At 70.8% G+C, this 13,053-nt stretch carries 11 protein-coding genes; 6 read left to right on the forward strand and 5 right to left on the reverse strand.

Translation table 11 applies throughout. The annotated features are described in order from the left end of the window. Positions 1 to 37: 37 nt before the first annotated feature. The gene (locus tag ACZ4D5_RS25805; RefSeq protein WP_467774755.1) at positions 38 to 1,024 is read left to right on the forward strand and encodes a DUF11 domain-containing protein; all 987 of its coding nucleotides are present in this window, start codon (positions 38 to 40) and stop codon (positions 1,022 to 1,024) included. An 87-nt stretch (positions 1,025 to 1,111) separates the two neighbouring features. Here the strand turns inward: ACZ4D5_RS25805 and ACZ4D5_RS25810 are convergent, their stop codons facing one another. After that, on the reverse strand, positions 1,112 to 1,810 hold the full coding sequence (locus ACZ4D5_RS25810) for an alpha/beta fold hydrolase (protein ID WP_467774756.1): 699 nt from the start codon (positions 1,808 to 1,810) through the stop codon (positions 1,112 to 1,114). 136 nt (positions 1,811 to 1,946) lie between these two features. On the opposite strand from ACZ4D5_RS25810, the gene ACZ4D5_RS25815 reads away from it, so the two are divergent. After that, a complete protein-coding gene (locus ACZ4D5_RS25815; protein ID WP_467774757.1) occupies positions 1,947 to 3,275 on the forward strand; it encodes an erythromycin esterase family protein in 1,329 nt (442 codons plus the stop codon). A gap of 137 nt (positions 3,276 to 3,412) precedes the next feature. Next, a complete protein-coding gene (locus ACZ4D5_RS25820; RefSeq protein WP_467774758.1) occupies positions 3,413 to 4,666 on the forward strand; it encodes an MFS transporter in 1,254 nt (417 codons plus the stop codon). Positions 4,667 to 4,766: 100 nt separating this feature from the next. Here the strand turns inward: ACZ4D5_RS25820 and ACZ4D5_RS25825 are convergent, their stop codons facing one another. Continuing rightward, entirely contained in the window at positions 4,767 to 5,834 is a 1,068-nt protein-coding gene (locus ACZ4D5_RS25825) for a LysR family transcriptional regulator (RefSeq protein ID WP_467774759.1), read from the reverse strand. Positions 5,835 to 6,027: 193 nt separating this feature from the next. Here ACZ4D5_RS25825 and ACZ4D5_RS25830 point away from each other — a divergent pair, with 193 nt between their 5' ends. After that, entirely contained in the window at positions 6,028 to 6,615 is a 588-nt protein-coding gene (locus ACZ4D5_RS25830) for a hypothetical protein (RefSeq protein ID WP_467774760.1), read from the forward strand. A gap of 113 nt (positions 6,616 to 6,728) precedes the next feature. Next, positions 6,729 to 7,994 carry a serine-threonine protein kinase gene (locus tag ACZ4D5_RS25835; protein ID WP_467774761.1) on the forward strand — a complete coding sequence of 422 codons (1,266 nt, stop codon included), beginning with the start codon at positions 6,729 to 6,731 and terminating at the stop codon, positions 7,992 to 7,994. Between the two features lie 36 nt (positions 7,995 to 8,030). Here ACZ4D5_RS25835 and ACZ4D5_RS25840 read toward each other — a convergent pair whose 3' ends face one another. Next, positions 8,031 to 10,862 carry a penicillin acylase family protein gene (locus ACZ4D5_RS25840; protein WP_467774762.1) on the reverse strand — a complete coding sequence of 944 codons (2,832 nt, stop codon included), beginning with the start codon at positions 10,860 to 10,862 and terminating at the stop codon, positions 8,031 to 8,033. Between the two features lie 306 nt (positions 10,863 to 11,168). On the opposite strand from ACZ4D5_RS25840, the gene ACZ4D5_RS25845 reads away from it, so the two are divergent. Then, complete coding sequence (locus ACZ4D5_RS25845) at positions 11,169 to 11,777, forward strand: hypothetical protein (protein ID WP_467774763.1); 609 nt, start codon at positions 11,169 to 11,171, stop codon at positions 11,775 to 11,777. Between the two features lie 12 nt (positions 11,778 to 11,789). Here the strand turns inward: ACZ4D5_RS25845 and ACZ4D5_RS25850 are convergent, their stop codons facing one another. Further along, on the reverse strand, positions 11,790 to 12,308 hold the full coding sequence (locus ACZ4D5_RS25850) for a hypothetical protein (protein WP_467774764.1): 519 nt from the start codon (positions 12,306 to 12,308) through the stop codon (positions 11,790 to 11,792). Positions 12,309 to 12,500: 192 nt separating this feature from the next. Beyond that, positions 12,501 to 12,974, reverse strand: coding sequence for a redox-sensitive transcriptional activator SoxR (gene soxR / locus ACZ4D5_RS25855; protein WP_467774765.1), 474 nt, complete (start codon positions 12,972 to 12,974; stop codon positions 12,501 to 12,503). Positions 12,975 to 13,053 lie beyond the last annotated feature (79 nt).

Consider the following 13,053-nt stretch of genomic DNA (forward strand, 5'->3'; position numbering starts at 1 on the left):
ACAGCCGTGGCACGACCGAGGAAGAACAGAAACCGACATGACATCGAAGAAGAGACCCTGGCGCATGAGCTCGGCCGCGGCGGTGGCCGCGCTGGCCTGTGCGGTGCCCCTGTGCGCCTCTCCCGCAGCCCTGGCCCAGTCGGCCACAGGCCCCGCTCCCGCCAGGGCGAGCGGCGCCGACCTGTCCATGGCGGCCACGGCGGCCCTCCGGTATCTGCACGGTTCGGCCACCGACCGGGGCCGCGCGCCGGTTCCGCCCGGCGGCACCGTCACCTACACCCTCACCGCCAAGAACAGCGGGCCCTCCGTCGCCAAGAACGCCAAGGTCACCGACACCCTCCCCGCGGGTCTGACCTTCGTCTCCTCCAAGGACGGCTGTACCGCCGAGGGCCAGAAGGTCACCTGTGGCCCGGTGGCCGAGCTGGGCGTCGAGGAGAGCAAGACCTGGACGTTCCTGGCCCGCGTCGACTCCGGCTACACCGGCGACGGCAAGGACCTCAAGAACAACGCGAACATCGTCTCGGACACCGAGGACCCCCAGGCCGGGAACAACACCGCTTCCGCGGAACTGCCCGACGGCGGAACCATCGGCAAGGCCGCCGCCGACCTGTCCACCGAGAAGACCGCGGTGGGTTCGGAAAAGGTCTCCCCGGGCGAGGAGTTCTCGTACACCATCACCACGAAGAACGCCGGGCCCTCGGACGCCACGAAGGTCGTGGCCGCCGACGAGCTGCCCGCCCCGCTCGCCTTCGTCTCCTCCGCCGACGGCTGCACCGCGGACGGGCAGACCGTGACCTGCACCGCCGACGTCGTCAAGAACAACACCTCGAAGTCGTGGACCTTCAAGGTCAAGCTCGACCCCGGCTACACCGGCGACGGCAAGGACCTCAAGAACACCGCCTCCTCCAAGTCCGAGACCGCGGACCCCAACCCCGACAACGGTGCGAGTGAGGCCGCCGATCCGCCCGGCGGCGGTGTCGCCGAGCCCATGGCCGACCTGGAGGTGACCAAGACCTCCTCGTGACCTTCGGGGAACCGCGGCGGGCACGGTGTCGGCACCGCACCCGCCGCGGCCTTCCCGTCCCCTGTCCGCTTCCCGCCGCGCCGCCTCCTAGGCGCTCACGCTGCCGTGCAGGATCCTCGCCAGTTCGCGCGGCCGGGAGAACATCGGCCAGTGGCCCGTGTCCATCTCGACGAGCCGCCAGCGCTCGCTCTTGAGCAACTCGGCGACGTCGTCCATCGGTTCGTCCCCGTCGAGCAGGCACTTGACGTACGTCGCGGGCAGTTCGTCGAGCGGGCGCGCGAGGACCGCGGGCTCGGTCAGGGTGGCGCCCGGGTGCGGCGTCGCCCCGCTCGTGAGCCGGGCGACCTGCTCGCTGTCCAGCTCCTGTCCGTCGCAGTCGGTGGCGGTCAGGGGCGCCCAGAAGCCGTCGTTCTCGGCGAGCTCGGCCTCGAACGCCTCCTGGCCCTGCCACCAGACGGAGGCGAACGACTCGCCGTCGACGGGGACGTTGGCGTCGACGAACACCACGTGGGCGAGGCGGTCGCCGATCAGCTCGGCGGCCTGGCCGACCGGAATGCCCGAGTAGCTGTGCCCGACCAGGACCACGTCACGCAGGTCGAGGCGTTCGACCTCGTCGACGATGTCCTGGACGTGGGTCCGCTGCCCCGCGGGCACGTCCTGTCTGTCGGCGAGGCCGGACAGCGTCAGCGGATGGACGCCGTGTCCTGCCGCCCGCAGTTCCTCCGCCACCTCCTGCCATGCCCACGATCCGAGCCAGGCTCCTGCCACCAGTACGAATTGCGCCATGGCGCAGAACGTACACGCCCGGGCCGTGGTGGGGCAGACCCCACCGCTCATGTGGGTGCCTGCTCCATGGCGATGCGCCCGCCGCGCGCGGGATCGTGATCTCACAGTCGGTTCAGGCGAGTTGAGGAGGTTCGGCATGACACGGGTGACGCGTCGGGGGGTTCCGCTCCTGGTGGTGGCGGCCGCCGGTGCGGGGGCGCTGATCGCCCCGCAGGCGGCGGGGGCGGCGCCGCGTCCCGCGGATCCGGTCGCGGCGATCGAGCGCGCGGCCCATCCCCTGCGGTCCACCGACCCGGGCGGGAGCACGAAGGACCTGCGGCCGCTCGCCCGGATGGTCGGCGACGCGTCGGTGGTGGGCCTGGGCGAGGCGACGCACGGGTCGCACGAGTTCTTCACGATGAAGGAGCGGGTGTTCCGCCACCTCGTGGAGGTGAAGGGGTTCACCACCTTCGCGCAGGAGGTGAGCTGGACGACCGGGCTTCGCTTCGACGCCTATGTGCGGGGCGGCAAGGGCGACGCGCGCGAGCTGGTCCACCGCGAGCTGGCGAAGACCCCGTGGGACACCGAGGAGTACGTCCATCTGCTGCGCTGGATGCGGGCGTACAACGACAGGCACCCGGAGCGGCAGCTGCGCTTCATGGGCAACGACCTCAACTACCCGGAGCAGGGCGTCGAGTTGTTCGACGGGGTGCGGAACTACGTGCGCGCGCACGAGCCGGACCTGCTGCCCCGGATCGACGAGCTGTACGCGCCGCTGCGGCGTCTGACGGACGGCGACGCCTACATGGGACTGCCGCTCGCCGAGCGCAAGGCGCTGGCGAAGAAGGCGACGGCGGCGTACGACCTGCTGAAGAAGCGCCGACCGGCCGAGAAGGACGGCGCCTACGAACTCGCCCTGCAGCACGCCAGGTCCGTCGCGCAGACCGGGGACACGTTCGCCTTCCCGCTCGACACGGCGGAGGGCCAGAAGGAGGCGATGCTGTACCGGGACCGGATGATGGCGGACAACACCGCGTGGTGGCAGCGGTACGCCGGCGGCAAGGTGTTCCTCTCGGCGCACAACGCCCATGTCGCGTACGAGTCCTACGACCCGCGCTACCCGAAGATGCAGGGCGCCTTCCTGCGCGACCGGCTCGGCAAGCGGTACGCGAGCATCGGATTCACCTTCGACCGGGGGTCGTTCATGGCGCAGGGCCAGGACGGCGGCGAGTGGAAGTCCTTCTCCTTGGGCCCGGCGACGCGCGGGATGAACGAACACACCCTCGACAAGGTGCGGTTCGACGACTACTTCGTGGATCTGCGGAAGCTGCCCGCCGACACCCGGAAGTGGCTGAGCGAGGCGCGCGAGACCCGCAGCATCGGATCGGGGTGGCCCGACGGCCCGTACAAGGTCCGTCTCGCGCCGTCCCACGACATCCTCGTCCATCTGCACGAGGTCACGGCGGCCCATCGCCAGTCTCAGTGATCGAGACCGGCCGTACCACCTATTGACTGCTCCCTACATCCACCACAAGAGTGCCGCTCGTGCAGAGCGAAGCGACAGAGACAGCGAAACAGCAGGTCCAGGGTGAGAACCAGCCGTCGGACACCGGCCCGGAGAGCATGCGAAGAGTGGCCGTGGCCTCCTTCATCGGGACGGCCATCGAGTTCTACGACTTCTACATCTACGGCACGGCGGCCGCCCTCGTCCTGAACGAGGCGTTCTTCCCGACCCTCGATCCGGTCAACGCCACCCTCGCGTCGTTCTCCACGTACGCGGTGGCGTTCGCGGCCCGGCCCATCGGCTCGGTGGTCTTCGGACACTTCGGCGACCGGGTGGGCCGCAAGTCGGTCCTGGTGGCCTCGCTGCTCCTGATGGGCCTCTCCACCGCCCTCGTCGGACTCCTGCCCGGCTACGGAACGTGGGGCATCTGGGCGCCGGTCCTGCTGATCCTGCTCCGCTTCCTGCAGGGCATCGGGCTCGGCGGCGAGTGGGGCGGGGCGGCGCTGCTCGCGGTGGAGCACGCGCCGAGGAAGAAGCGCGGACTGTACGCGGCCTTCCCCCAACTCGGCCCGTCCGTGGGCTTCTTCGCGGCGACCGGCGTCTTCTGGCTGCTTTCGTCCGTGCTCTCGGACGACGCGTTCCGCTCGTGGGGCTGGCGCGTGCCGTTCCTGCTCTCGTTCCTGCTGGTCGCCGTCGGCCTGTTCGTGCGCCTCAAGATCAGCGAGACGCCGGTCTTCGCCAAGGTCATGGCGGCGCAGGAGGCCAGCAAGGCCCCCGCGCTCGACGTGCTGCGCCGCCACCCGCGCGAACTCCTGCTCGGCGCGGGCGGGATGGTCGTCGCGTACGGCCTCTTCTACACGGCGACGACCTACTGCCTCTCCTACGCCACCGGCACCCTGCACATCTCCCGCAACACCATGCTGGGCCTCTCCCTGGTCGCCTGCCTCTTCCTCGCGGCCGGCACCTGGCTCGCCGCGACCCGCTCCGACGGGGACGGGCGGCGCAAGCTGGTCCTCGCGGGCGCGGGCCTCGCGGTGGTGTGGGGGCTGGTGCTCTTCCCGCTCCTGGACACCGAGCAGCCGGTGCTCGTCGCCCTCGCGATCGGCGGCGCGCTGTTCTGCATGGGGGTGGTCTACGGCCCCATGGGCGCCTATCTGCCGGAGCTGTTCTCCACGCACGTGCGCTACTCGGGCGCCTCGCTCGCCTACAACCTGGGCGGTGTGCTCGGCGGCGCGGTCTCACCGCTGGTGGCCACCCGGCTGCAGTCGGCGTTCGGCTCCTCGTCGGTGGGCTGGTACGTGAGCGCCATGGCGGTCGTCTCGCTGCTCTGCGTCCTCGCGCTGCCGGAGACGCGGGAGCGCGAACTGACCTGAGCCGCGGGAGCGGGAACCGGCGTGAGCCGCGGGCGAATTCACGTGACGCGTCATTCTCCACATGTCCAGACCACATATCCGGGAGCGCCGGACGTCGAATTCAACGGCTGAGCCACCAGCGTCCGTTGTCCTTGGACAGCGCCTCCCACAAGAGATTCAGCGGGTGCCCCGGGCCGCACGACGCCCGGTCGCCGCGCCGTGTGAACACCCCCACCAGAACCTCGGTCTTCGGCCCGACGTCCCCGATGATGTCGAGCCGCCGAAGCCCCCCGGCCTCGGGCAGGCTGCCGCTCTCGGCGGCCTCCCCGATGCCCTGCGTGACCAGCATCGCCCCGCTGACCACGCCCGAGCGCAGCAGCTCGAAGCCGTAGTGCGCGGCCTCTATCTCGGCGGCCACGGACAGGTGCTGGCGGTAGTCGCTGCCGTACCAGGCGGTGAGGAAGCGGGCGATGAGGCCGCCCGCGGAGACCACCAGGGGCAGGCTGGTCAGCCGGCCCGCGGTGACGGAGGGTCCCGGAAGCCGCTCCTCGGGCAGGTTGGTGAGCAGCGAGAGGCCGCTGCGGCGCCACTCGATGATCTCGTACGGATCGAGCTCGGCCTCCTGCCCCTCGGTCACGACGATGGAGCCGCAGACCAGGTCCAACTCCTTGGCCTGCAGTCTGGCGAAGAGGTCGCCGGTGCGCACATGCGTCACCTTCAGGTCGACGCCTCGTCGTTCGTACGCCTCGCTGACCCGCTCCACGGCGTCCAGGAGGAACCCCAGGGTGTAGCGGGTCGAGCCCACGGAGAGGGTCCTGCCGAGCCGGCGCCTGGCGTCGTGGACGCCTTCCGTCCACTGGTCCAGGGTGCGGCGCGCGAGGTCGACCAGGGCCTCGCCGGTGGGAGTGAACAGGACGTCCTTGCCGCGGCCGCGCTTGAGGACCAGGGCCTCGCCGCAGAGCGCCCCGAACGTGCGGTTCATCGTGTCCAGTTGCTTCTGCACGCTGGACTGCTCGCGGCCGAGCTGGCGGGCCGCGGCGAGCGCGGTGCCGCTCTCGTGCACCGCGAGCAGCGTGCGCAACTGGTCCATCGTGGTGTCAAGGAGGTCCGTGGGGTACTGCAGCGGTCCGGAAGTGGGGGACTGCCGCGGTCCGGATGTGGGGTCCTGCTGCGGCTCTGATAATGCCATGCGCGAGTTCTCGCTCTCCGACTCCCTCGTCTTTTACGGCATTGCAGCATAACCACAGAGGGAAACTGATCCGGAGTTCAGCACTAATTATCTGGGGATTTCTTACAGAAAACGCTGGATGCGTTCCCGGTACCCATGGAATGGTCGAGCCAATCCCACTCGTTCCATCATCTCTGCAAGGAGAGTCACGCTCGTGAGTCATTACCAGGCCGCCCCCGCGCACACCGCACCGCCGGGTGCGGGAGCACCGCCCACGCGGCGCGCGGCCAAGCGGCCCGGCGCCCTCGCCGCGCTGTTCTGGACCACGACGGCCTCCGCGGTCACCGCCTTCGCCGGCGCCGCCCTGGTCTTCGCGGGCGGCGAGGACATGGCCGAGGAGAACATCGACGACGTCATCGCGGACCACCCGGACGTCGTGGGCCTGCCGTCGGGGACGACGGCGGCCGACATCAGGGCCCTGACGGGGCCGATGTGGGACGAGCTGGTCAGCGACCGGGCGGGAACGCTCTCGGCCCGCGCCGGATTCGCCGTTTTCACGGGGGTCTGCCTCCTCGTATTCGCCCTTGTCGCGCGCCGCGGCGCCGCCGTCTGGTCGCGGGTTCTCCTCACCATTTCGGCCGTGCTCGCCCTGTTCCCGCATTTCCTCATTCTCGGTGACTACGAACCCGATTCCGTCGTCGCGCTGAGCCTCGTCTCACTGCTCACCGCCGTCGCGGCGGTCGTGCTGTGCTGGGTGCCGCCGGTGAACCGCTGGGCCCGCCACGGCAGGTCGGGCGGCTAGCGGCGCACCACCAGGACACGCGCCGGGACCGGAGCCTGCGGGGGTGGGAACCGGCACCGGCGCGTACTGCGCGACATCTGGCCAGGTGGCCCGGGCGGCAGGACCATACCGGCGTGGAGCCCTACTGGGAATTGACCTTCGACGCCGACGGCGACGTCGACACCGCGCAGCGCGAGGAGCTGCTGTCCGGCGCGGAACGCGAACGCGTCACGGATCTGCTGGTCTTCGCGCACGGCTGGAACAACGAGCAGCGGGACGCACGGCAGTTGTACCGCCGCTTCTTCGCCCCCTGCCGGGACCTGTCGGGGGCGGGGGTGCGCCTCGGCTACGTCGGGGTGCTCTGGCCCGCCATCCGCTTCGCCGACGAGCCGATCCCCGACTTCGACCCCTCGGCCACCGTCACCGCCGCCGCGCCGCCGGGCGGACCCGTCCTCGACGCGGCGACCCGGCGGGCGCTCGACCGCGCCTTCCCCGACCACCGCGCGACGCTCGACCGGATCGCCGAGCTGCTCGCGGAGCGCTCGGAAGTGCCCACCCGCATCTACGAGTTCGGCCGCCTCGTGCGCGAACTGGTCGCGCAGCGGGAGACGAGCCCGGCCCGGCACTTCGGCGAGGACACCGGGGCGGGCGAGCCCGCCATGCTCACCGACGACGCGGTCCAGGTGTGCGAGGTGTTCGCCGCCGCCCTCGCCGAGAACGGACGCCCCGAGCTCTTCGGCTCCCTGCGCAAGCGGCTGTGGGGCGGCGCGCACGAGCTGCTGCGGCAGGGCACCTACTACGCGATGAAGCGGCGGGCGGGCGCCGTGGGCCAGTTGGGGCTCGGGGCCGCGATCGGCCTGCTCGCCGGTGACGTGCCGGCGGTCAGGGTCCATCTGATCGGGCACAGCTTCGGCGCCCGGCTCGTCTCGTACGCGCTGCGCGGCATGCCCGCGGACGTCCGCACGGTGAAGTCGGTGACGCTGCTCCAAGGGGCCTTCTCGCACTACGCGTTCGCCGAGCGCCTGCCGCACGACACGTCGCGGGGCGGCGCGCTGCACGGCATGCAGCGCCGCGTCGACGGCCCGCTGGTCTCCTGTTACTCGCGCTTCGACGACGCCCTGGGGCGGCTCTATCCGCTGGCGTCGAAGCTGGCGGGCGACTCCACGAGCTTCCTGAACCTGTGGGAGCGCTGGGGCGCCATCGGCTACAACGGCGTCCGGTCCGTGGACGGCACCAAGCGCATCAAGCTCGGCGAGAAGGTGCCCACCAAGGGGTGCGTCAGCATCGACGCGGCGTCGGTGGTGCGGCGGGGCGGTCCGCCCTCCGGCGCGCACAGCGACGTGTGCCACGAGGAGCTGGCACGCGTCGTGTTCGCCGCGGGGCGGATCGCCTTCGCCTGACGCGGTGGCGAACCGCGGACTACGGGTGGTCGCGCACTACGGCCGGTGGCGGGGGAATTCGACGACCTGCTGGTACGTCGGACGGTTCTGCCACTGCATCGCGCGGTGCGTGATGCCGCCGAGCGGGCGGTGGATGACGGCGTCGGCGCACCACTGGTCGCCCGCCTTGCACGAGTCGTCACCGGGGTAGACCTCGGTGGCGGGCTTGGCGACGGCCTGCGCGAGGGTGGCGAGCAGGCTGTCGCGGCAGGCGTCGAGCTCGCCGCCGCCGCAGAAGGCGTCGGCGAGCTCGCCCTCGACGGGCTGCCCGAGGACCGTGCGCAGATCCTTGTCGGCATAGCCCCACCAGCCGTACTGGAAGGCCGATCCGGCGTGCGCGCCGGTGGGCCCGTGCCCGGCCGACGGCGCCTCGTCGGTGGGCAGTTGGGCCGTCAGGGCGTCGTACAGGTCCTTGCCGAGGCCCGGCTCGAACTCGGCCTCGACCAGCAGCGGCCACCAGGCGTCCATGACGCGCACGGCGTCGGGGTGGGCGTACGTCCTGGAGCCCGCCGCCGTCTGGTTGCGCTGCGCGCCCGCCTTGCGCCAGGCCTCCAACTGCTGGACGGCCCTGGCCAGTTGCGGGTCGGTGACCGGCTTGCTGCGCAGCACCTTCAGCAGCTCGGGGAGTACCTGTTCGCCGCGCAGGTCGGTGACGGCGGCCTCGGACATGGCCCGGGTGAGCGAGGCGCGGGTGACGCCGCCCTCCTCGGTGAGCTTCTTGACGCGCCCGTCGAGCAGGTCCCCGCGGTGCACGGCGCTGCCCCCGAAACCGGCCGTGTTGTAGTCCTTGGCCTGTTTGTTGTTCCAGGAGATGTAGTAGTCCTGGTTGACGGACTGCGGGTGCTGGGCGGGCGGTGTCTGTGCGGAGGTGTTGTTCTCGGGGTCGAAGTCCTGCCATTCGTAGGCCTGTCGGCCGAGCACCGGCAGGGCGGGGTCGACGTCCTTGGCGCGCTCGGGGTTGGCGCCGCTGTTGTAGTACGCGATGTCGCGCGCGTCGGCGTAGAACCAGTTGAAGGCGTAGCTGATGTGCTGCGCGGCCTTCTTGAACGACGCGGCGTCCTTGACGTACGCGGGGTCGTTCAGCATCTGGAAGCCGATGATCGAGTCGGCCTCGTGGCGGTAGGTGGAGCGCAGCGAGACATAGGCGACGGGCTTGCCGCCGACCGTGGCGCGGTGCGTGACGATGCCGTACTTCGTGCGGAAGACCTGCATGCGGTAGGAGCCGGCCGCCGTGGAGTCGGCGAGGGTCGGCTTCCAGGCGTTCCTGCGCTCCAGCTTCTCCATGGGCGTGCAGGTGCCGCGGTAGAGGTAGCCGGTCGACTGCTTGGTGGGCGTGCCGCCGCCCGGCTCGCACAGTTCGACGGCGTACGTGTCGGTGATGTCCTGCCCTGCGGAGGTGGCCGACCAGGCGTAGTCCTGGCCGCGGCCCAGCTGGACGTACATGCCGACGCCCGCGAAGGAGACGCCGTGCGCGCTGATGCCCGGGCCCTGGAGCTCCTGCTGCATCAGGAGCTGGGGGGCGAAGTAGCCGGTCTGCGGGCCGAAGACGGCGACGGGGTTGCCGCTCGCGGTGTGCTTGCCGGAGACGAGGAGGGCGTTCGACATGCCCTTCTTGCGGCCGTCCTCGCGGAACAGGTCCGGGGGCAGGACTCCCTTGTCGTACATCCCCTGGAGCGGCTTGAGCTTCTCGGGGGCCTTCACCGGGTCCTTCACACCGGACCCGGCGCCGCCCTCGCGGTCGTACACGAGTTGCTCACGCTCGACCGAACCCGCGTCGGGCATCGCCGTGCCGCGCGCCTTCTCGGGCTTGCCCGCGTACGGGAAGCTCGTGCCGTCGTGGACGGTCTGGACGGCCTCGGGGTCGTTGCGGGCGCGGAAGGACTCCCAGACCCTCGTGCCCTTCTCGATGCCGTACCTCTCCTGGGACTTGAGCAGGGAGAGGGCCGACTCGACCTCCCCGCCGCCGCCGTTGCCGAACAGGCCGCCGACCACGGAGGCCAGGGCGATCATGTCGGTGACCTCGAAGGGCTCGATCTCACCGATGTTGGTGATCGCGTCGATCTTGCCGGTCAGGACGTACTCGCCGGGGAAGTAGCGGCCGTTCTTGGACTTGACGCGGTAGGCGTTGAGCCCGTCGACGTAGGCCTGCGCGTCCTCCATGGCCTGCCTGCCGCGCTCGCCCTGCGTCGACCTGATGTACTCGACCTGCTTCTCCAGGTCCTGCTCCGTGTACGGGGCCTGCGGCCAGAACTGCTGCTCCAGGCCCTGGTTGGCGAGCGCGCCGCCCGCGAACGAGGTCAACTGGCCGCGCCCGATGTGCCGGAACAGGTCGATGAGCCAGAGCCGGTCCTGCCCGGCCGCGTAGCCCGCGCCGAACTCGGTGCCGTAGCGCGTGGTGCCCTTGATGTGCGGGATGCCGTACTTCTTGTCGCGCGTGATCGTCACGTCGTCGCGCGGCGTGGTGACGGAGGCGACCTGCCCCTCGCGTACGCCGAAGGAGGCGTCGTCGAAGAACTCGGTGAGGCGGTCGTCGGTGAGCGAGGGATAGCCGGAGGAGAGCGCGTCGTACGGGCCCACCTGGTCGTCCGCGTGCGCGGGCCGGGTGCCGAGGACGCGGTGGGCGAGGATCTCGGCGAGCGTCGCACTGCCGTTCGTGCCGGGCGGCAGGATGTCCGCGCACTGGCCCTCGCAGTAGTCGGCGGCCTCCTGCTTCGGCGCCGGCTCCCCCGGGGCCGCGCCGGCGCCCGGGAGCGGGGCCACGAGCGAGGCGCCGAGCGCGAGCGCCGCTCCCGCCGTGAGAGTTCCGAGCCTGACGATGCGTCGTCGCATGGGTGCTCCTGTGGGTCCTGGGGAAGACCGATGCGGCGGAGGCTACTGGCGGGTCGGCGAACCCGAAAGATGAACATGCGTCGCCTTCTCCGAATCACCACAACGCGCCCCCCTCCGGCAGGCGTCAGCGCAGTTCAAACGGGCAAGCGAAAATCTGTCGCCCGATATGGGAGCCGAATCGCTTGTCGATACGTCTACTCGGCGACGTCGTTTCGAAGCCGACCGGACCTCGGCTCGGCTTCGACACCGGCAGAAACGGAACACGGGGTACCAGTACGGCAGTACGTGTGACGGAGGTGCAGGGCGATGGCCGGATTCCGGAGTCTCGCGAGACAGGTGCGTGATCCGCAGAGCGATCTGGCACTGCGGCGCTACTCGCTGCGCAAGTGCCTGGAGAGGTTCGCCCCCTACGGCCACCGGGCGACCTGGGACCATCTGTGCGCCCGGGCCGGCTTCGGGCCCGAGGACAGGTCACCCGATCCGGCGCGGCTGGTGGCCGCGCTCGACGAACTGGAGGCCGCGCGGGCCGTGTGGCTCGCCTACGAGGAGGACTTCGCGGAGCGCCGCCGCAAGGAGAAGCACGACGGGCTCAGGCGCCCCGGCAGCGACGACGACTGGCACCGCTGCACCTGGGGAGGGTGCGGGGTCGCCTGGTGCGACGATCCCGACGTCCACCCCCACGAACCCCTCGCCGAAGTCCTGCGCCGGCTCATCGCGGCGCTGGAGAGGGAGCCGGGCACCACCTGCCCCGTCTGCGCGGACACGGCCCTCGTCTGGAAGCACGGCCTGGCGCACGAGCCGTCATCGGGAGCGGTCTGCACGGGCTGCGGCATCGTCGTGCCCGGCCCCGTCCTCACCGCGGACGCGGTGGCCCGGGCGCGGGCCCGGCGGCTGCGCCCCCTGGTGTCGGCGTGAGGAGCGGCGCGGTCACGGCGTGGCCACGTCCATGTGGATGGCCAGCTTGAACTGGGCGTGAACCAGCGGCGTGGCGAGCCTCACGTCTCCCGCGCCGCGCGCCGAGATCTTCAGCCCGACGGGTGTGTCCGGGTGCACGAACATCTGCCAGACGTAGGACCTGTACTGCCCGCCCCTGGTGGGCGCCGAGTCGGTCGTGGCCGTCGAGTCGTACCCGGTCGTCAGGCCCAGCGGGTCACGCACGAAGCGTGAGCGGTACTCGGTCGGGTCACCGTCGGGCCCCCAGAAGACCAGCGCGGAGAGCACGCCCCAGCCGTCGTGGCTGGGCCATATCAGCCCCGAGCGGGCGTCCGGGAACTTCGAGGGGCTCGTGCCGCCCTTCGACGGGTCGTGCATGCGCCAGGCGTCGTACGACTCCTGGCCCGTGCCGTACGGGAAGCGCACCAGGTGGTACCCGTCGCTGTCGTACTTGATCGTCTGCTTTCCGTGCCGTGCGGCGTCCCACAGCAATGAGCAAATGGCGACCGACATCGCCCCTCCCCCGATAGGCGTGGACTTGCGCTGCTGTGCTCTCCTTCGCGAACTCCCTTGCGTACAGAACACGTTGATACGGCTCCCACGGTTGCGGCTAGACGTGGCACGGGGAAATTCCGGTGGTCACGTCGTTCCGCGGCGGGGGGGGGGAGTGCTCGGCGATGACGGATCACCGCGAGAGGGCATCGCTCACTTCGGCGGCGCGGTCCTGCGCTCCGCGAGCAGCCGGGAGCCGGTGAGCCGCTCGCCGAAGACGTCGTCGGGGTTGGAGAGCACGCAGGTCTCCAGGGACAGACAGCCGCAGCCGATGCAGTCCGTCAGGTGGTCGCGCAGCCGGCCCAACTGCTTGATGCGCTCGTCCAGTTCCGTGCGCCAGTGCTCGGAGAGGTGGGCCCAGTCCTCGCGGTTGGGCGTGCGCTCCTCGGGCAGCGAGTCGAGGGCCTCGCGGATCGTGGCCAGCGGGATACCGACACGCTGGGAGGCGCGGATGAAGGCGACGCGGCGCAGCGTGTCCCGGTGGTAGCGGCGCTGGTTGCCCGAGGTGCGGCGGCTGGTGATGAGGCCCTTGGACTCGTAGAAGTGCAGGGCGGAGACGGCGGCGCCGCTGCGCGCGGACAGCTGGCCGACCGTGAGTTCGTGGACCTTCTCTGGAATCTGGGGCACCTCTCGAACCCTAATGGTCGGCCCGGCGGGCCTTCACGGCCGGTCCGTTGACACGCGTCGGCGCACCCAGCATGCTGAG

This window comes from Streptomyces sp. NPDC025651 (assembly GCF_055558735.1).

What these genes read in the sequence shown, in the direction of transcription:
- ACZ4D5_RS25805 (WP_467774755.1), top strand. Translation starts at nt 38, where the DNA reads ATGACATCGAAGAAGAGACCCTGGCGCATGAGCTCGGCCGCGGCGGTG.
- ACZ4D5_RS25810 (WP_467774756.1), bottom strand. Translation starts at nt 1,810, where the DNA reads ATGGCGCAATTCGTACTGGTGGCAGGAGCCTGGCTCGGATCGTGGGCA.
- ACZ4D5_RS25815 (WP_467774757.1), top strand. Translation starts at nt 1,947, where the DNA reads ATGACACGGGTGACGCGTCGGGGGGTTCCGCTCCTGGTGGTGGCGGCC.
- ACZ4D5_RS25820 (WP_467774758.1), top strand. Translation starts at nt 3,413, where the DNA reads ATGCGAAGAGTGGCCGTGGCCTCCTTCATCGGGACGGCCATCGAGTTC.
- ACZ4D5_RS25825 (WP_467774759.1), bottom strand. Translation starts at nt 5,834, where the DNA reads ATGGCATTATCAGAGCCGCAGCAGGACCCCACATCCGGACCGCGGCAG.
- ACZ4D5_RS25840 (WP_467774762.1), bottom strand. Translation starts at nt 10,862, where the DNA reads ATGCGACGACGCATCGTCAGGCTCGGAACTCTCACGGCGGGAGCGGCG.
- ACZ4D5_RS25845 (WP_467774763.1), top strand. Translation starts at nt 11,169, where the DNA reads ATGGCCGGATTCCGGAGTCTCGCGAGACAGGTGCGTGATCCGCAGAGC.
- ACZ4D5_RS25850 (WP_467774764.1), bottom strand. Translation starts at nt 12,308, where the DNA reads ATGTCGGTCGCCATTTGCTCATTGCTGTGGGACGCCGCACGGCACGGA.